This is a genomic window from Flavobacterium ginsengiterrae (genome assembly GCF_039539785.1).
In the GTDB taxonomy this organism is placed as follows: domain Bacteria; phylum Bacteroidota; class Bacteroidia; order Flavobacteriales; family Flavobacteriaceae; genus Flavobacterium; species Flavobacterium ginsengiterrae.
The window spans coordinates 20,098-38,622 of record NZ_BAABDU010000003.1; the positions used below are offsets into that span (position 1 = coordinate 20,098).

Genomic DNA, 18,525 nt, shown 5'->3' on the forward strand with positions numbered 1-18,525 from the left:
AATCTTTGTAAAGTTTAAATTTTACAAAGATTGAAAAACCTGAAACCTCAAACCTGAAACAAAAACTATTTTTTAGGTTTAAAGACCAGTTTTGTTGACGCTTTTATAATTTCATCTTTATTCAGTTTCATTTTTCTGAATTTTCCGGCGTTGTACATTTCAGCCTGATCGTCGTAATGTTTACTAAATGGATTTCCGGATTGTCCTGTTGGCAGAATACTCCAGCTGTTTTCAATATCAGAGAAATCGACAATTCTTCTCGTCGAAGGTCCGCCTTTTACATAATACTTTCCATCATTAGTATAACCAAAAAACAAATTGTTAATCACTTCATTTGATCCCGGCGATGCAAAAGGACCAACATTAAATAAACCGCGAAGTGCTGCTACTTTTCCTAACGGATGTTCGTGTTCAACCGTATGAACTGTTCCCCATTTCCAGTCTTCAATTGTACTTCCTAATTGTTCTTCAATTGCTTTAACAGTTTCATGAAAAGACTTAGAAATAATATCTTTTCTGGTTTCTTTTACATTTTTGGTTTTAATATTATCCCACCAAACCGAATTTTCATTTTTAACCTGCTCTGCAATTACTTGTTTTCCAACAGAAACACCTAAGAACAAATTAAAATTATCTTCGCCCATTTCGTCTTCAAACGTATTTTTTAAATATTGGTAAATCCATTTGTTGTAAATCGTTGGTGCGACATCTTCCAAATTTGTTGTTCCTTTCCATAATTTTAAAACCGTAATCGCTTCTTTTTCTTTTGCTGAAATCGAATTAAGATCAATATTTGAAATTAAATTTTGAACTGTTTCAACTGCAACATCAGAAGTATTATCATAAATCATTTTGCTAATCGCTTCTTTATCCCAATTAGATTTCGCATCCATTAAATGAGAAATTCTTTCGGCACGGTCTTTTGGCAGATAATAACCCGGATACAAATAACCATCTATCGCCTCAGGCTGATTATTAGCAGAATATACATATCCCCATTTTGGATTTTCTGCTGATGGATTTTTTTCAAAATCTAAATATTCTACAATATCATCTTTGCCCGTAGAACCGTCTAAAATTAAATGTGTATTTACACCTTTATTGTGTTTATACAATTTCCCACTTGCCCACCAGCCTACATTTCCTTTGGCATCGCCGTACATTACGTTTAATCCCGGCGCAGCAATTAAACTAACCGATTTTTTAAAATCTTCGCGGTTTTTAGCATGCGAAAGTCCGTAAGCCGCATCGAGAATTTGAATAGGCTGATGCGTATAAGTCCACAACATTGCAATTGGATTTTTACGATCCAGACGTTCCAATAAATCATTCATAATTGGGCCATGTCGGCTTGACTTAAACGTTAAAACAACATCAGAAGTATCTTTAACTTTTATGGTCTTTTTTCGAATTTCACATTTGGCAAAACCTTTCGGTGTTTGATATTGGCTGGCATTTCCGGCTTTATTTTTTTCCTGATAAAAATCGATGTCATCATTTTCAAACATCGTTAAACCATAAGCATAATCGCGGTTGTGCGCCAAAAGCGGAAACGGTGTTCCGGCCAGATAACAACCGTACAATTCATGTTCCGGCGTTACCAAATGTGCTTCGTACCAGGTTCCAGGCTGTGAAAACCCAATATGCGGATCATTTGCAAAAATCACTTTACCGCTTTTTGTTTTATGCGGTCCGGCAACCCAGCTGTTACTCCCAATAAATGGCGGAATTGGCGATTTATCTAACAAAGCAGTAATCGATTTAGAAACCGCTGTATAATCTTCAATATCTGTTTTTGAACTTTTTATTTGTGTCGTATTAAATTCACCTTCAATTCCTAAATCTTTTAAATATGCAGCGCCATATCTATTTTTAATATCAGTTAACAAAGGATCTGTTTTTTGAGCCATTGCAAAACTAAAAGACATATAACCAAAAATATTGTAAACGTCTTTTATGGTAAACTTTTCTTTTTTTACGCCAACAAGAGTAAATTCAATCGGCGTTGTTCCTTCTTCTAAATATTGGTTTATGCCATCTAAATAAGCCATTGTTAATTGGTAACTTGGACTGTTTTTATCTAATTTAGCTATGGCTTTCGCCGAAGCTTCTTCAATACCAATTCCTGCAAAAAAAGTATCGTTTTTAAGCGCAACTGATCCGAAAATTTCAGATAATTTTCCCGGAGCAATTCTGCGAAGCAATTCCATCTGCCATAATCTTTCCTGCGCATGAACATAGCCAAGTGCCGTCATGGCATCTTTTTCAGAATTGGCATAAATATGAGGAACTCCAAATTCGTCAAAATAAACGGTGGTTTCTTTTTCGAGATTTTTCAGTGTTAATTCACCTTCATATTTAGGTTTCAAATGAAAAATATAGGCACATAATCCTATTCCCAAAACAACAATAAGTACTAATAAAACCAGCAGAAATTTTTTAAATCTTCTCATATTTCGCAAAAAGTAAACTATAAGGTTTGTAAAATGATGTAACCAAAAAGAAGAATAATGTAAAAATCATTCTTTTTAAAAACTCTAAATTTATGTATTTAAAATTAATACTATAAATGTCTGTGTATAAAAAAATAGCGATTGCAGTAATTTCTCTTTTTGTACTTGTAATTTTTGCCAATATGGGTTTGAATTACTGGATAAAAAAACAGCTGCCAATAATTATTCATGAGAAAAATAAAACTGCCTACAACATCAATTACGAAAAAATTGAAGTTTCTCTTTTCTCCCGAAATATTTACGCGCAGACTTTATTAGTGAGCCCGAAAAATGAACCTAAAGACAGTAAAAACGGACTTTTTTCTAAAATTGAATCCATAACAATAAAGCATTTCAATATTTGGGATTTAGCTTTTCGCGATATTATTCAGGCCGAAAGCATTATTATTAATAAACCCAGAGTTATTTTATACAAAAAAGGCGAAAAGCTTTTAAACAACAGCAAGAGTATCAAAAACGAAATTGTTGAACCGTTTCAAAAAATCATTGGCGTTTCTAACATTTATTTAAACGACGGAACGGTTGATGTGGTTTCTCTTGACAGCCAAAAACCTATTTTCAGCATAAAAAAAATCATTTTAAAACTGGAAGGAATTTTAATTACCGATACAACTTTAAAAGAAAAAATTCCGCTTCAGTTTAAAAAATATGCTTTGGTTATCGACAGCTTATTTTACAGGCCAAGTGCTTTTTATCATATCAACATTGGAAAAATAAGTACCGAGAAGAATTTTTTAAAAATCAATAATTTCTCGAATCTTCCTCAGTTTACCAGACCAGAATTTGTTAAACGCTTAGAGAAAGAAAAAGATATTTACACCTTAAAATTTGATTCGGCACAAGTTGCTAAAATGGATTGGGGTTTTAAAAACGATCGTTTTTTCTTTAAAGCAAATTCACTTGTAATCAATCATTTTGATGCCAATATTTACCGTGGTAAAATGCCGAAAGATGATTTAAGCAAAAAATATCTCTACAATCATTTATTGCGAAATTTAAAATTTCCGCTGCAGATTGACACGCTTCAGGTTTTAAAATCAAAATTAGTTTATGAAGAAGAAATTGATTTTTCTAAAGGTCCGGGAGTATTAACTTTTACCAAATTTAATCTTCAGGCAACTAATCTTCGAAGTGGTTTTGGACTTAAAAAAACCAATGATGTAAAGATAAAAGTGAAATGCATTTTCATGAAAAATTCGCCGCTGGATGTTGACTGGAGTTTTAACGTTCTTGATAAAAACGATGGTTTTCATATTCAGGGCGTGATTTCAAATTTTGATGTTGCTGCCATGGGACAATTCAGTAAACCCTATATGAACGCTTCATTTACGGGAGCTTTTCATAAATATCGTTTTAATTTTTACGGAAATGATAATGTTTCAAAAGGAAATGCTTCATTAGATTATGATGATCTCAAAGTGAAATTATACAAAAAGAAAAATCCTGAAAAAGAAGCCAAGCTTAAATCTGCAATTGCCAATTTACTGGTCAAAAATGATTCGAAAGACAAAGCTAAAACTGCCGATGTTGAAATTGAACGTATTCAGGAAAAATCATTCTACAACTTTTTGTGGCGAAGCATTGCAGAATCTTTAAAGAAGATTTTGATTTAAATATTTTCCGCCGCGACCAGAGCGAAAGCGAAGCAATTCAAGAATTTCATTTAAAATAATTCGTGAATTCGTGGCAGAAAAAGCACCTGAACAATTTACAACCTGACAATTATCAGGTTTTTCAAAAAAATATTTTTTTTCATTTGTCTTTATTTTAATCTGAAAACAAATGACAAAAACACCATTACACACTTTTCATATTCCGGTTATGGGACTTGCATACACGATTGACAGTCCAATTCGTGTAGCGCAATACGGAATTTCGTCTGTTATTGCCCTTGCCGATGATGATCTTATTGAGAAGATGCGTAACTTTTATAGCACTAAATTTAATATACCATACGAAGAAATCACTCAGAAATTTCATGATTATCGTGCTGAAAGAATTACTTCTTATTTAAATTTGGTCGATAAAATTGTAAAAGACAAATTCGAAAGTTTTAAAACTGAACTTACGGAAAGCAAAACAGCTCTTGAAAATTTTATGTCGATGCTGCCTAACACTTCTGACATTAAAAAAGGTTTTCAAAATTTACTTGACGACGGAATTGCTTTTAAAGAAAACATTCAGCATTATATCGAATCGCATCTTTTTCCGGGCGACATAGATGTAAATATCATGACAAAACTGGACAAAGATAATTTTATTAAAAATGAACAGCTTCCAATTGAATTTAATGATGCTCATGCCGCTTTAAGAGGTTTTGCAAACAGTAATCTTGAATCTTCTGTTGTGCTTTCTGCGGGAATGAATCCGAGATTATTTGGTTACTTCGAAAATTTTAAAGACTTTTTTCCAAATGAAAAAAATGAGCTTAAAAAGAAAATCATCTTAAAAGTAAGCGATTTTAGATCCGCAATGATTCAGGGAAATTTTCTCGCCAAAAAAGGTCTTTGGGTTTCAGAATACCGAATTGAATCAGGATTAAACTGCGGCGGTCACGCTTTTGCTACTGATGGACTCTTATTAGGCACTATTTTAGAAGAATTCAAGCAGAAAAAAGATCAATTGGTACAATCTGCCCATGATTTAATGATTAAGGCTTTAGAGCTCAAAAATCAGCATTTTCCAAAAAATCCTCTTGAATTAAAAATTACGGTTCAGGGCGGTGTGGGAACTGCCGAAGAACACGAATTTTTACTAGATGAATACAAAGTAGATTCTGTTGGCTGGGGTTCTCCGTTTTTATTAGTTCCCGAAGCAACTTCAGTAGATCAGGAAACCCGCAATTTATTAATGAATGCTAAAGAAGATGATTTTTACTTAAGTAATATTTCGCCTTTGGGAGTTCCATTTAATACTTTGCGAGGCACAACAAATGAGTTCCTGAAACAAAAAAGAATTCATGAAAACAAAGCCGGAAGTTCCTGCCCAAAGAAATTTTTGGCTTTAAGCAAAGAATATGATCCGCATGGAATCTGCACGGCATCTAAAAAATATCAGGATATAAAATTAGAAGAATTAGAAGCCAAAAAAGATTCTTTATCAGCCGATGAATTTGAAAAAAGTAAAATCAAAATAACCGAAAAATCGTGTTTGTGTGTTGGTTTGGCTAATGCTTCTTATCTTGAAAATGATATTAAAATAAAAGGTCAGGCGCAGGGTGTGGTAATTTGTCCGGGACCAAATCTGGCTTATTTTGATCAGGAAGTTTCTCTAAAAGAAATGGTACAGCATATTTATCAGGAAAAATCAGTTTTAAGAACTGAGCGTCCACATTTATTTGTGAAAGAATTAAAAATGTACGTTGATTATTTTAGAAATGAAATTGAAACCATTTCTGGAGAAGTAACAGCGAATCAGATTAAAAAATGGAATTCTTTTAAATCGAATATTTTAGAAGGAATTGAATATTATCAAAACCTTTTTTCATCTGTTTTATATTTTAAAAACGATGAAAAGAAAATTAAAAATCAATTTGATTTTTATAAAGCACAATTAAATGCCATTCAAATTCCAAAACTGGAATTAGTATAAGCCAAACCGCCGATTTAGAAATCTAAATCGGCGGTTTTATATTTATTTTATAGGAATCTAATTCTGTTCTTTTTTCTTTTTGCTGTCGATAACAGCACCAGTTCCGGTACCTAATGCAGCACCTGCCAAACCTCCAATAACAGCACCTTCTCCTTTTCTTTTACTAACAATAGCTCCGGTTGCAGCACCTACTCCGGCTCCAATTACGGCACCTTTAGCAGTTGCACTCCAGCCTTTCTTTTTAGGAGCTTCTGCTGTTGTAGCGGCAGTACTTCCATTTGCTTGCTGATGTACTACGACAACTTTTTCTTTTTGAGCTTCAACTTTCTGCTCTTCTTTTATCCTAGCCATTTCAGTCTTCATTGAATCGATAACACGTTGTTTGTTTATCTCAACTTTCATTGAATCAATACTGGCTTGTTTGGCTTTATTGATATCTTCCTTACTTTGATTTTGACATGACGTCAAAAGTATCGCTGCTAATAAAACATATAAGCCTTTCATGATCGTGGTTTTTAAAAATTATACACTACAAATTAATAAATATCTGCTATATTGATTATTACAGAATTTTTTAGAAAGTTTATAAGATTTAAAGCTGCTAAGGATTTGAGGTGCTAAGGTTCTAAGTTTTTAAGTTTCTATAAAACTCTCAAAGACGCAGATACACAAAGTTCTTTTTAATTTCTCTAATTAGTAATTAAACTTTATGTTTTCGCGTCTTTGCGAGAAATTATATAAATATTATTTTCCTAAAATTCCTTTTTTTAGAATTTGTCCAAAGTCGTACATATCTTCATAAGAACAATATAATGGAACTGGTGCCAGACGAATTACGTTTGGTTCACGCCAGTCTGTAATTACTCCGTTTTTCATTAAATAATCAAATAAAGCTCTTCCTTCTCCATGAAGAAAAACCGACAATTGCGATGCTCTTTCCTCTGGATTTGAAGGTGTGATGATTTCAAAAGTACTTTCTACTTCTTTATCAATTTCGTGAAGAATAAATTCTAAGTAAGAAGTAATATGATCTCTTTTTTTAATTAAAACATCCATACCAACTTCTGCAAACATTTCTACCGAAGCTAAATAAGGCGCCAGAGAAAGAACCGGAAGATTACTGATCTGCCATCCGTCGGCACCATGAACCGGATCAAAGTTTGGTTCCATTTTAAAACGGCGTTCTTTATTATGTCCCCACCATCCGGCAAATCTTGGTAAATCAGAATTATGATGTCTTTCGTGAACAAAACATCCAGAAGCATTTCCTGGTCCTGAATTCATATATTTATAACTGCACCAGGCAGCAAAATCGACATTCCAGTCGTGAAGTTCTAATTTGATATTTCCGGCTGCGTGTGCTAAATCCCAGCCTACTTTTGCTCCGGCTTTTTGTCCTGCTGCAGTTATCGTTTTAATATCAAAAACCTGCCCTGTATAATAATTTACTCCGCCAATTAATACTAGAGCCAGCTCATCGCCTACTTCTTCAATTTTAGCCAGAACATCTTCTAAACGAATATTATGTTCGCCTTCTCGGCGTTTAATTTCTACAATCGCATCTTCTGGTTTATAGCCATGAAAGTTTACCTGACTTTGAAACATATATTGATCTGACGGAAATGCTTTTTCTTCGCAGATAATTTTATAACGTTTTCCTTTTGGCTGATAAAAAGAAACCATCAGCAAGTGAAGATTTACAGTCAAAGTATTCATTACCGTAACTTCTGACGGAAGCGCTCCAACAATTTTACTCAACGGTTCTGAAAATCTTTCCTGATAATCCCACCACGGTTTTTGTGCATAAAAATGACCTTCAACCGCAAGTTCTGCCCAGTCATTCATTACTTCATCGATATATGCTTTGGTGCGTTTTGGCTGTAATCCTAATGAGTTTCCTGTAAAATAAATTACTCGTTTATCATTTACTTTTGGAAAAATAAATTGTTCCTGATAATGATTTAATGTGTCTTTCGAATCTAGCTCTCGTGCAAATTCGCGTGTATTTTGAAAAGTCATTGTTTTTTGTTTTGCTCGCTAAAATAACAAATTTTGTTTGTTTTGTTTCAGGTTTAAGGTTTCAAGTTGAAATACTTTGTGTTTTTTAACTGCAAAGTTCGCAAAGATTTTTTATCAGGGCTAACATTTACAAACGCTAAGTTCGCAAAACTTTGCGCTCTTTTGCATTTGGCAAACACAAACTGAGCAAAAAAACCTTGCGGACTTTGCGGTAAATTTCACAACGAATGTCAAACCATTAAAAAACAAAAAACCCGACAGGTTATGAAACTTGCCGGGTCTTATTTATATAATAAATTCTAATTAAAGAATTAACATCGCGTCTCCGTAAGAATAGAATTTGTATCCTTCTTTGATTGCTTCTTCGTATGCTTTTTTCATTAAATCATGTCCACAGAAAGCAGAAATCATCATTAATAATGTTGATTTTGGTGTGTGGAAGTTTGTAATCATACAGTTTGCAATACTAAAATCGTGAGGAGGGAAAATAAATTTGTTTGTCCATCCTTCATACGGATTTAAAGTATTTGCAGAAGAAACAGAACTTTCGATAGCACGCATAGAAGTTGTTCCAACTGCGCAGATACGTTTTTTCTTTGCTTTTCCTTCGTTTACAATATCACAAGCTTCCTGAGTAATGATTAATTCCTCAGAATCCATTTTGTGTTTAGATAAATCTTCAACCTCAACCGGGTTAAAAGTTCCTAAACCTACGTGTAAAGTTACTTCAGCAAAATTTACTCCTTTGATTTCTAATTTTTTCAAAAGGTGTTTTGAGAAGTGTAAACCAGCAGTTGGCGCTGCTACAGCTCCTTCTTCTTTTGCGTAGATAGTCTGGTATCTTTCTGCATCTTCCGGAGTAACGTCTCTGTTGATATATTTAGGAATTGGAGTTTCTCCAAGTTCTGTTAATTTATTTCTGAATTCTTCATAAGAACCATCGTATAAGAAACGCAAAGTTCTACCACGAGAAGTTGTATTGTCGATTACCTCAGCAACTAACGAATCATCATCACCAAAATAAAGTTTGTTACCAATACGAATTTTTCTTGCAGGATCTACTAAAACGTCCCAAAGTCTTTGCTCAGAGTTTAATTCTCTTAATAAGAAAACTTCAATTCTTGCTCCGGTTTTTTCTTTGTTTCCATACAAACGTGCAGGGAAAACCTTTGTATTATTTAAAATTAAAACGTCTCCGTCATCAAAATAGTTGATAACGTCTTTAAACATTTTATGTTCGATTGTGTTTTTTTGACGATCAATTACCATTAAACGAGATTCATCTCTATTTTCTGCTGGAAATTCAGCTAAAAGTTCTTTTGGTAAATTGAAATTGAAGTGTGATAATTTCATATTTGAATTGTAGATTTTTAAATATCTATTTTAGACTTATTTATCCAAAATTTTAAATCGGATGCAAATATACGATTGTGAGATAGGCGTTGTCAAGTGTTTTGACGTTTATTTTTAAAACTCCTTGATTTACTGAGGTTTGAAAACCATCAAAAAAGCATTTTTTTAACAAAAAAAAGTATTCGGCAATTACTGTCATTTCGACGAAGGAGAAATCTCTGTCAGTAGCTCCATAATGAAAATTCAATCTTTGTTGAGTTTCCAGAGAAGATTTCTCCTTCGTCGAAATGACAAACTTTGTGACTACAGTAAAACTTGCGTATAAAAAAACCTCTGGTTTTAACCAGAGGCTATATTTTATACTTTTATGTAAAGTTTTTTATTAGATCAAATTTTCACAATTCTGAAATTTGAAAATTTAAATCTTTTAAATCATTCCAGAAATCCGGGTATGATTTTGAAACAACTCCTGCATCATCAATAATAATTGGAACTTTTACTGCTAAAGGTGCAAATGCCATAGCCATACGGTGATCGTTGTATGTAGCGATGTGCACATCATGATTAATAGTTAAAGATCGGTTTAAAGTTAGACTGTCATTAGTAACAGAAATATCTGCTCCTAATTTTGTAAGTTCTGTTTTTAGAGCTTCTAATCGGTCTGTTTCTTTAATTTTTAAAGTATGAAGTCCTGTTAAGTGACATCCAATTCCTAAACCTAAACAAGTAACTACAATTGTTTGGGCAATATCTGGTGTACTATTTAATTCAAAGTTTACATCTTGATAATTAAATCCAGACACTTTTTCCAAAGTCATTTTATTATTTTGGAAAGTCGTTTTTACACCCATTTTTTCATAAAGAGACACTAATTCTGAATCTCCCTGAAGACTGTTTTCTTTATAACTGCTCAAAGTAATTTTTGCAGCATCAGACAAAGCGACAAGGCTGAAGAAATAAGAAGCTGAACTCCAGTCAGACTCTACAACCATTTCTTTTGATTCAACAGATTCTTTCGGAAAAACCTTAATTACGTTTCCTTCAAAACTGGTTTGAATATCAAGATCGTTTAGCAAAGCCAAAGTCATTTTGATATAAGGAACAGAAGTAATTTCGCCTTCTAAAGTCAATTCTAAACCATTGTCTAATTTTGAAGCAACTAATAAAAGTGCCGAAATATACTGACTGCTCACGTTTGCTGCCAAAGTTACTTTTGAAGCCGTAACTTTTTTTCCTTTAATTCTGATTGGCGGATAACCTTCTTCTTTCTCATAAGAGATTTCAACTCCTAATTGCGCTAATGCTTCAACCAAAATTTTAATTGGTCTTTCCTGCATTCTGCTCGATCCGGTCATTACTACTTCACGACCTTCGTTTACAGCAAAATAAGCTGTAAGAAATCGCATTGCAGTTCCAGCATGGTGAATGTCTACAATTTCGTCATTTCCAATTAAAGCTTTCTGCATTACTTCGCTGTCGTCTGAGTTTGAAGTATTGGCTAAAGTAATATTAGGGAATAATGCTTTAAGAAGTAACAAGCGGTTCGTTTCGCTTTTTGAACCGGTAATATTTAGCTGCGAATCATCAATTGTGAATGGTGAATTCGTCGTTAATTTTAAATTCATGATATTAGTTATGAGTTGCAGATTATGACTGACATAATCGAGGCACGCAATTTACCACTCCTCGTTCGTAAATCAAAATTCACGCTTAAATTTCACAATTATTTCAATTTATCATTGTTTTTGTGACGATCTTTATCTCGAACCGATTTTAAATCCATTTTTTTATCAAAAGCGGCTTGTAAATCGATTCCGGTTTGATTCGCCAGACATAAAACTACGAAAACAACATCTGCCAGTTCTTCGCCTAAATCTTTGTTTTTATCACTTTCCTTTTCTGATTGTTCTCCATAACGACGTGCAATAATTCTGGCCACTTCGCCTACTTCTTCTGTAAGCTGTGCCATATTGGTTAATTCGTTAAAGTAACGAACTCCGTGTTCTTTTATCCAGGTATCAACATCTAGTTGTGCATTTTTCAAATCCATGATTCTATTTTTGAACAAAAATAAGGCAAACTTAATCTTGCTATATTCTTTTTAATACAATTTTTTCAGTTTCTTTTGCGATCATTGCTTTGTAGTATTCTTTCAGCATTTCATATTTCTCTGCTGATACAATCGCTTGATTTATTTGATGCAAAATTGCTATTTGTAATGTATTACCGCTGGCTGCGATATTGAATTTAAAATTTCCCAGATTTTCTTCCATAGTAACAGCTGCAGCTACTGGCAGTGTTTCAACTTCAAATCCATCAGGGATTTTAATTGTAATATTATATTTATCAGCAAAAGGATAACTAAAATCTACAGGGTATTCTCTAACTTCTTGTGTAAATGGGTTTTTATTTTCTGTAAAGAATAACATAGGACTTATATAAATTTTTCCGCCTATTAATTCACATAAATTATTTCCTGAAAATGAATAAGTCTCGATAACAGGCTGTAGAAAATCTTTTTCATTAGTCTTTGAATACTCATTGATTTCTATTTTATTATATTGATTTTCTAAACTTTCCAGATATTCTTCTTCTTTCAAACTAGAAATATTACCTCTGGCTACCAATGCATTATAATCTGTATATTGTCTTCTGGTTTTTCCTGTCACTTTTCCGTCAGTATCAATAGTATAATTCATAAAGATGTTATCTGCAGAAACTTTTTGAGGCATTAAATTAACCTCTTCAGAACTTCCGTCTTTACGTATTAGTCTTCCATTCCAGTTCAATGTTCTTAATGGTAAAATATTCGGGGTTGAAAATTTATCTGTTCCATCCAGCAAAACATTTCCTGATGGGGTTTCAACAGCCGCTACAACATAATTAAAAGCTGTTCTGTTAGGGAACAATGGTATTCCGTTTGAGCGTGTACTTAACAAAACAGGATTTGCCGTTAGTCCGGCATAACGGAGCATTGCAGTCAGCATTAAATTAATTTCTGCCACATTTCCTGTTCCTTCCTGATATGCTTTTCGAACTCCTTTATCGCAGTTGTAACCATAATATTCGTCCCACTTTACTTTTGATTTCACATAATTTAAAATAGCCGGCATTTTTTCTTCGGGAGTATTTAATCCCGCTAATACCGTTTTTAAATCATTTTCAAAATAACCTGTTTTATTTAATTCAGGTCCAAAATCATCATAATCATAAATTGTTTTTACCACAGAATTCCAATCTGCAGAATACATTTTTAAAGGTTGATTAAATGGTTTAACAATCGATAATTCGTGTTCTACACTTGCTGTATAATTATCTATATTATTAACATAAGATTCATCTTTAAGAGCAGGAAGGTTCTCAGCAATATAATTAGTTTGAGTTTCCATATAATCTACTTTATCTGCAGAAAATGTCGTTTTAGCCACGTGTCCAGGCCCTAAGGTTCTGTCTTTACTTAATAAGTTTATCGATCTGGAATTTTTAACAGCTGTTACTTTTGGAAAAATATATCCTTTCTGCATCGTATTAAAAGTATAATATTCAGGAATATAAGTTATATATTCTGAATAGTTAACAGGAATAACAGATTGAAATTTCCAATCCCGCATCATGGATATATTAAGAGTTCTTATTGTGTATTTATACTCTAAAACGGAACCTTCTTTTACGTTAGGCATCGAGATTTTTTTTCTTGATCTGTATTTGTTAATGTCTTCATTAAATTCGCCGTCACTTTTCAATTTTGTTTTCTCAATTTTTCCGTTTACTAAATTATAAGTTACAACATCAGTAATATTTACGGTTTCTCTTGAATCATTTTTTACACTGTAATAAGTTACACTTTGATTCGCCCAATCGTATCCTCCTTTTTTATATATTTTAATACGGGCTTCAACTTCGGTAAGCAAAAAGAATCCGTCGCCATCATTATATTCAATTCTGGCTTTTCCTCTTTTGTACAAAATTGCCGCTGCTGCAGATGAATCTTTTGGGTGTACTTTTTGTTCCAATTCTGCAATTGAAACTTTTCCTAATTTGAATTCCTGTGCTTCTATTTTTGAAGCTGTAAACAACAGGAATAAAAAAATGAATAATCTGGTAATTTTCATGTTTTATTTTGGTTTTGATTAGTTTTTGGTCAATATGATTTTTGAGTTATCATTTTTTGAAATCTGTTCTATAAAAAGCCGGTATTCATCATATTCTTTATTCGAATATTTTCCTTTGCTTAAAAACATAGAGCGTTTATAAGTCAGTTTGTTATTATCTTTTTTAATGATTTCTGTTTTGTATTCTCCAAATTTCCCTTTCAATTCAAAATTCTGTGGCAGGAATTCAATAGAAAAACCCGCGGGAAGACTGATTTCAATTTCGTCAGTATCAAAATAACCGCGCTGAATTTGAAACGGATTTTTACGATTCCTGATTCGTTTTACATTTTCGGAGTTTTGATTGAAAGCATCTACAGTAAAAATCATTTTGCTGCCGGAAATCGTACAGTAATTAAGAGCTGTAAGCTGAACATCTTCTGAAAATTTGACATTTTCTTTATCGTTTACAAAACTTATTTTACCGAGTTTAATATTATTGATATTACTCCAGTAACTTTTATAATGCGCTTCTTTTTCTGTTGGAAGTATATTTTCGAGACGGGATTTTGAGCTGTATTGTGATCCTTGTGAAGTTATTGAAATTGTTCCCGAAAAGTTTCCGTTTTCATCAATTATATAATTTCCTTTACCATTTTGGGTATTTCCTTTATCTTCATAAATTTTGGTTCGCACGATTTGTCCTCCTTCTGGTTTCACTACCAAAACATCTCTGTCATCAGTAAAAGTTCCCTGATAACCAAACGGATCATCCTGACTTGTGCATTCCAGCCAGATATAATTATCTCCATTTGGAATGGCAAGAATCATGTGATTTCCCTGCATGGAAACAAAATCAGACTGGATATTAGATTTATAGCGATCACCATACAAAATTGTATTATATGAAGGAACATCAACAGCTTGCAATAGTGCTTTTGTGTAATTTGATAATGCTTTACAATCTCCGTAACCTAAACGATCAACATCTGAAGCGAGCATGGGTTTCCAGCCTCCTATTCCTATTGCAATGTTTACATATCTGGATTTTTTTTGTACATAATCATAAATAATTCTGGCTTTTTTAACCGGATCTTTTTCGTCTCCAACAAGCGCTTTTATTTTGGTTTTGGTTTCTTCAGGCAAAACGGTTGTCCCGCTTAAAATTTTATCTCCATACCATTTTCCAAATGCTTCCCAAGTTGTTGCCGTTCCATCAACACCTTCTAAATGAAATTTTTCTAATCCCATCATTATCTTCGGAAAAAGATCTCCCACAGAAGGGCTGTAATCTTCTGCTTTTCTAGCCAGAATATTACTTGCTGTGTAACTTAGTTTTGTATTGGTATCGACCGTTTTTTTTATATTGAAATCAGAAAGTAGAAATTCTTTCTTTTTAAATCCCAGATCGTTAGGAAAAGACACATTTAAAATACTTTTTTGGATGCTTACATTGTAACCTCCTAAAAAATACCAGCGTGGTATAAAAGCTGTATTCGAGCTTTCAATTTCGCTGTAATAAACAATCGTAAAAGGATATGAGACTGGTGTATAATCCAGATAAAGTATTCTATTATCTGAAAAAAGTGTGCTGCCGCTTACTGCACTTTGGTCTTTAAAATCTTTTCGTTTTATTTTTTTGATTTCATTTCCAAGTAAATCATAAACAACGGCTTCTATGTTTTTTAATGAAATGGATTTATCGTAATTCTGATAGGCTTCGATATGTTCAAGACCTTTTTGATTAAAAACCGTTACAACCCGCTGGGTTTTAATATTCATGCTTCGCTGCGAAGAAATGGTAATATCCATTTGGTCCAAACGCACAACAGCATCGGCGTTTTCTTTTAGACTGTCAGAAATGAAGAGAGCAGAATATCCATCTTTTTGCGCAGTTGAAATAAGAGTAAATAAAAAGAAAAATAACGCAAAAACAGGGCTTTTCATTAGTAAGTAATTTCGCCAAATATATACTATTTTTAGAAATTCTTAACATTTGTGTATATTTTTTTACTCCCTATTTTTACTATCCATAACTATGGTTACAGGCCCATCATTTAAAAGGCTGACTTTCATATCGGCGCCAAAAATTCCGGTTTGGACTTTCTTTTGAAACTCTTTTTCTAAAGTTTTTACAAAGTTCTCATACATAGGAATGGCAAATTCCGGCTTTGAAGCTTTTATGTACGAAGGACGGTTTCCTTTTTTAGTAGAAGCGTGAAGTGTAAATTGAGAAACCACAATGATATCGCCGTCGATATCCTGAACTGAGCAGTTCATAACATCATTTTCATCGCCAAAAATCCTCATCTTTATGATTTTCCCAACAAGCCAGTCAATATCTTCTTGTGTGTCGGCATCTTCTATTCCAATTAAAACTAATAAACCTTTTTGAATGTCTGCTGTTTTTTGACCTTCAACAGTTACTGATGCTTCTGAAACTCTTTGGATTACTACTTTCATTATGATTTTTGAATTGTGGTTAATGCCACAGATTAAAGGATTTTACGGATTATAGGCGTTGATGCAATGCAGTGCATTTTTACAATATACTGCATTGGAATTTGGGATTTTTATTGACAAAGATTGAAATTGGAATTTAAAAATTCTACTTTCTAGTTTCATCACTCGCTGCACGATCTTCGCCATAAATATCGGTGCGGTAATGTTCTTCATCACCTTCCAATATTTTAAGATAGCTGTTGTAACGTGACCAGGCAATTTCGTCTTTTTCTAAAGCTGCTTTTATAGCGCAATGGGGTTCTTCTTTATGCAGACAGTTATTGAATTTGCATTGATCTTTTAATTTGAAAAATTCCGGAAAATAACCGCTGATTTCTGTTGGTTCCATATCGACAATTCCGAAACCTTTAATTCCGGGTGTATCGATAATTCGTGCATCAAAAGATAAATCATACATTTCTGCAAAAGTTGTAGTATGCTGTCCCTGTTTGCTTTGTTCTGAAATCACAGAAGTTTTTAAATGAAGACTTGGCTCTAAAGCATTGACTAAAGTTGATTTTCCCACACCTGAATGTCCAGAAAACATACTTACTTTACCAATCATCATTTCTTTTAGTTTATCAACTCCTTTATTTTCTGTTGATGAAATTCGGAGGCATTTATATCCTATTTCAGAATAAATATGCTGCAGATAAAGCTGATCGTCTAAAGTCTGCTCAGTTAAAGTATCGATTTTATTGAAAACAAGAATGGCTTCAATTCCGTAAGCTTCCGCAGTAACCAAAAAACGATCAATAAAACTTGTGGTTGTAGGCGGATTATCGATCGTAATTAAAAGAAAAACCTGATCGATATTAGATGCAATAATATGAATCTGCTTAGACAAGTTAACCGATTTACGAACGATATAATTTTTACGTTCGTGAATATTGTGAATTGTTCCCGTTACAGCATCTGAAGTTTCATCCAATTCAAAATCTACAATATCGCCCACAGCAATAGGATTGGTACTTTTGATTCCTTTAATTCTGAATTTCCCTTTCATACGGCATTCCACAAAATCTCCATTTTCAGATTTTACGGTATACCAGCTTCCTGTAGATTTATAAACGGTTCCTGTCATTCAATTCAAATTGTTGATTTTAGATTTCTGATTTTAGATTTTAAAGTAAACCTTAAATCTTTTGCAAAGATAAATGAATATTTGAAAACCATATCAGTTATATAAGTGAATGTAACGAAGAGTAAATTTAATAACCTACACAAACAAAAATCCCCAACTCTCTTTTAAAAGTGTTGAGGATTTAAAAAAAACAATCTATTTTCAATTAATGTTATAAGAAAATTTAGAAATTCATCTTAATAAACCCAAATTAACTTATATCACTTATATGATTTAAAGAAAATTATGCGTTGAAAATTTTCTCTTGGTGTCCAATACTTTCTTGGTGGATCGCTTTGAACATTCTTAAAACGAATTCTTCAGTAAGACCTTTTTTCTCACCTTCAAGAATCATTTTTCCTAAGATTTCGTTCCAACGGTTGTTTTGAAGAATCGCAACGTTAGCATCTTTTTTCACCTGACCAATTTCGTCAGCTACTTTCATACGTTTTCCTAAAAGCTCTAATAAATTAGCATCAAGAACGTCGATGTTAGCTCTTAGTTTTGTCATTTTTTGGCTGTACTCGTCTGTAGTATCATCCGTTTTTCTAATTGTCAAATCTTTAATGATTTGTTTCAAAGAATCTGGAGTTACTTGCTGCGCAGCATCAGACCAAGCATTGTCTGGATCGTAGTGCGTTTCGATAATCATACCGTCGTAGTTCAAGTCTAAAGCTTCTTGAGTTACTTCGAAAATCATTTTACGATCTCCAGTAATGTGAGATGGGTCAATGATTAATGGTAAATCAGGGAATTTATTTTGCAATTCGATAGCAATCTGCCATTCTGGAATGTTTCTGTATTTTGTTTTTTCGTAAGTAGAGAAACCTCTGTGGATAACTCCTAATTTCTCAATACCTGCCATATGTAAACGCTCAACACCACCTAACCATAAAGCTAAATCTGGGTTTACTGGGTTTTTAACTAAAACAATTTTATCAGTTCCTTTTAAAGTATCTGCAATTTCCTGAACTGCGAAAGGGTTTGCCGTTGTACGAGCTCCAACCCATAATACGTCGATATCGTGTTCTAAAGCTAGTTTACAGTGAGCTGCAGTCGCAACCTCAGTTCCCATTAATAAACCAGTTTCAGCTTTTGCTTTTTGTAACCATTTTAATCCAATTTCACCAACACCTTCAAATCCTCCCGGACGAGTTCTTGGTTTCCAGATTCCAGCTCTGAAAACGCTTACTTTAGAATCTTTTAATTCGTGAGCAATTTTCAAAACCTGATCTTCAGTTTCTGCACTACAAGGTCCAGCTATCACAAGTGGGTGATTTAAATTGAAATCTTCTAACCACTTTCTCATTTCTTTCTTATTTTCCATCTTAAT

Annotated in this window: 13 protein-coding genes; 2 read left to right on the plus strand and 11 right to left on the minus strand. The window is 33.2% G+C overall.

Going from position 1 to position 18,525, the window contains the following annotated elements; all coding sequences use genetic code 11:
• Window positions 1-65 precede the first annotated feature (65 nt).
• Window positions 66-2,453, minus strand: a complete 2,388-nt coding sequence (locus ABD859_RS02955; RefSeq protein WP_345140048.1) for a penicillin acylase family protein — start codon at window positions 2,451-2,453, stop codon at window positions 66-68.
• Between the two features lie 116 nt (window positions 2,454-2,569).
• Between ABD859_RS02955 and ABD859_RS02960 the strand changes: the two genes are divergently transcribed.
• Window positions 2,570-4,126: a hypothetical protein gene (locus ABD859_RS02960; RefSeq protein ID WP_345140049.1), complete on the plus strand. Its 1,557-nt coding sequence runs from the start codon at window positions 2,570-2,572 to the stop codon at window positions 4,124-4,126.
• Window positions 4,127-4,295: 169 nt separating this feature from the next.
• On the plus strand, window positions 4,296-6,104 hold the full coding sequence (locus ABD859_RS02965) for a hypothetical protein (RefSeq protein WP_345140051.1): 1,809 nt from the start codon (window positions 4,296-4,298) through the stop codon (window positions 6,102-6,104).
• 57 nt (window positions 6,105-6,161) lie between these two features.
• Here the strand turns inward: ABD859_RS02965 and ABD859_RS02970 are convergent, their stop codons facing one another.
• From ABD859_RS02970 to ABD859_RS03015, 10 genes are all read right to left on the minus strand, one after another.
• Window positions 6,162-6,608 (minus strand): YMGG-like glycine zipper-containing protein, encoded by a 447-nt coding sequence (locus ABD859_RS02970; protein ID WP_345140052.1) that lies wholly within the window; start codon window positions 6,606-6,608, stop codon window positions 6,162-6,164.
• A gap of 240 nt (window positions 6,609-6,848) precedes the next feature.
• A complete protein-coding gene (gene kynU / locus ABD859_RS02975) occupies window positions 6,849-8,123 on the minus strand; it encodes a kynureninase (protein WP_345140054.1) in 1,275 nt (424 codons plus the stop codon).
• A gap of 303 nt (window positions 8,124-8,426) precedes the next feature.
• A complete protein-coding gene (queA, locus tag ABD859_RS02980; RefSeq protein WP_012022598.1) occupies window positions 8,427-9,476 on the minus strand; it encodes a tRNA preQ1(34) S-adenosylmethionine ribosyltransferase-isomerase QueA in 1,050 nt (349 codons plus the stop codon).
• 395 nt (window positions 9,477-9,871) lie between these two features.
• Window positions 9,872-11,101, minus strand: coding sequence for a 3-phosphoshikimate 1-carboxyvinyltransferase (gene aroA / locus ABD859_RS02985; protein WP_345140060.1), 1,230 nt, complete (start codon window positions 11,099-11,101; stop codon window positions 9,872-9,874).
• A gap of 98 nt (window positions 11,102-11,199) precedes the next feature.
• Window positions 11,200-11,526, minus strand: coding sequence for a nucleotide pyrophosphohydrolase (locus tag ABD859_RS02990; protein WP_012022600.1), 327 nt, complete (start codon window positions 11,524-11,526; stop codon window positions 11,200-11,202).
• 40 nt (window positions 11,527-11,566) lie between these two features.
• On the minus strand, window positions 11,567-13,588 hold the full coding sequence (locus tag ABD859_RS02995) for a transglutaminase domain-containing protein (RefSeq protein ID WP_345140063.1): 2,022 nt from the start codon (window positions 13,586-13,588) through the stop codon (window positions 11,567-11,569).
• An 18-nt stretch (window positions 13,589-13,606) separates the two neighbouring features.
• A complete protein-coding gene (locus tag ABD859_RS03000; RefSeq protein WP_345140065.1) occupies window positions 13,607-15,514 on the minus strand; it encodes a DUF3857 domain-containing protein in 1,908 nt (635 codons plus the stop codon).
• Between the two features lie 63 nt (window positions 15,515-15,577).
• On the minus strand, window positions 15,578-16,030 hold the full coding sequence (gene dtd / locus ABD859_RS03005) for a D-aminoacyl-tRNA deacylase (RefSeq protein WP_345140068.1): 453 nt from the start codon (window positions 16,028-16,030) through the stop codon (window positions 15,578-15,580).
• Window positions 16,031-16,175: 145 nt separating this feature from the next.
• Window positions 16,176-17,153: a ribosome small subunit-dependent GTPase A gene (gene rsgA / locus ABD859_RS03010; protein ID WP_345140070.1), complete on the minus strand. Its 978-nt coding sequence runs from the start codon at window positions 17,151-17,153 to the stop codon at window positions 16,176-16,178.
• Between the two features lie 283 nt (window positions 17,154-17,436).
• A complete protein-coding gene (locus ABD859_RS03015) occupies window positions 17,437-18,519 on the minus strand; it encodes a bifunctional 3-deoxy-7-phosphoheptulonate synthase/chorismate mutase type II (RefSeq protein WP_095928247.1) in 1,083 nt (360 codons plus the stop codon).
• Window positions 18,520-18,525: the final 6 nt, after the last annotated feature.

Bases quoted from the DNA above. Each gene is read 5' to 3' on its own strand.
- ABD859_RS03015 (WP_095928247.1), bottom strand. From the start codon at position 18,519: ATGGAAAATAAGAAAGAAATGAGAAAGTGGTTAGAAGATTTCAATTTA.
- ABD859_RS02990 (WP_012022600.1), bottom strand. From the start codon at position 11,526: ATGGATTTGAAAAATGCACAACTAGATGTTGATACCTGGATAAAAGAA.
- ABD859_RS02965 (WP_345140051.1), top strand. From the start codon at position 4,296: ATGACAAAAACACCATTACACACTTTTCATATTCCGGTTATGGGACTT.
- ABD859_RS02970 (WP_345140052.1), bottom strand. From the start codon at position 6,608: ATGAAAGGCTTATATGTTTTATTAGCAGCGATACTTTTGACGTCATGT.
- queA (WP_012022598.1), bottom strand. From the start codon at position 9,476: ATGAAATTATCACACTTCAATTTCAATTTACCAAAAGAACTTTTAGCT.
- ABD859_RS03000 (WP_345140065.1), bottom strand. From the start codon at position 15,514: ATGAAAAGCCCTGTTTTTGCGTTATTTTTCTTTTTATTTACTCTTATT.
- kynU (WP_345140054.1), bottom strand. From the start codon at position 8,123: ATGACTTTTCAAAATACACGCGAATTTGCACGAGAGCTAGATTCGAAA.
- aroA (WP_345140060.1), bottom strand. From the start codon at position 11,101: ATGAATTTAAAATTAACGACGAATTCACCATTCACAATTGATGATTCG.
- ABD859_RS02995 (WP_345140063.1), bottom strand. From the start codon at position 13,588: ATGAAAATTACCAGATTATTCATTTTTTTATTCCTGTTGTTTACAGCT.
- rsgA (WP_345140070.1), bottom strand. From the start codon at position 17,153: ATGACAGGAACCGTTTATAAATCTACAGGAAGCTGGTATACCGTAAAA.
- ABD859_RS02960 (WP_345140049.1), top strand. From the start codon at position 2,570: ATGTCTGTGTATAAAAAAATAGCGATTGCAGTAATTTCTCTTTTTGTA.
- ABD859_RS02955 (WP_345140048.1), bottom strand. From the start codon at position 2,453: ATGAGAAGATTTAAAAAATTTCTGCTGGTTTTATTAGTACTTATTGTT.
- dtd (WP_345140068.1), bottom strand. From the start codon at position 16,030: ATGAAAGTAGTAATCCAAAGAGTTTCAGAAGCATCAGTAACTGTTGAA.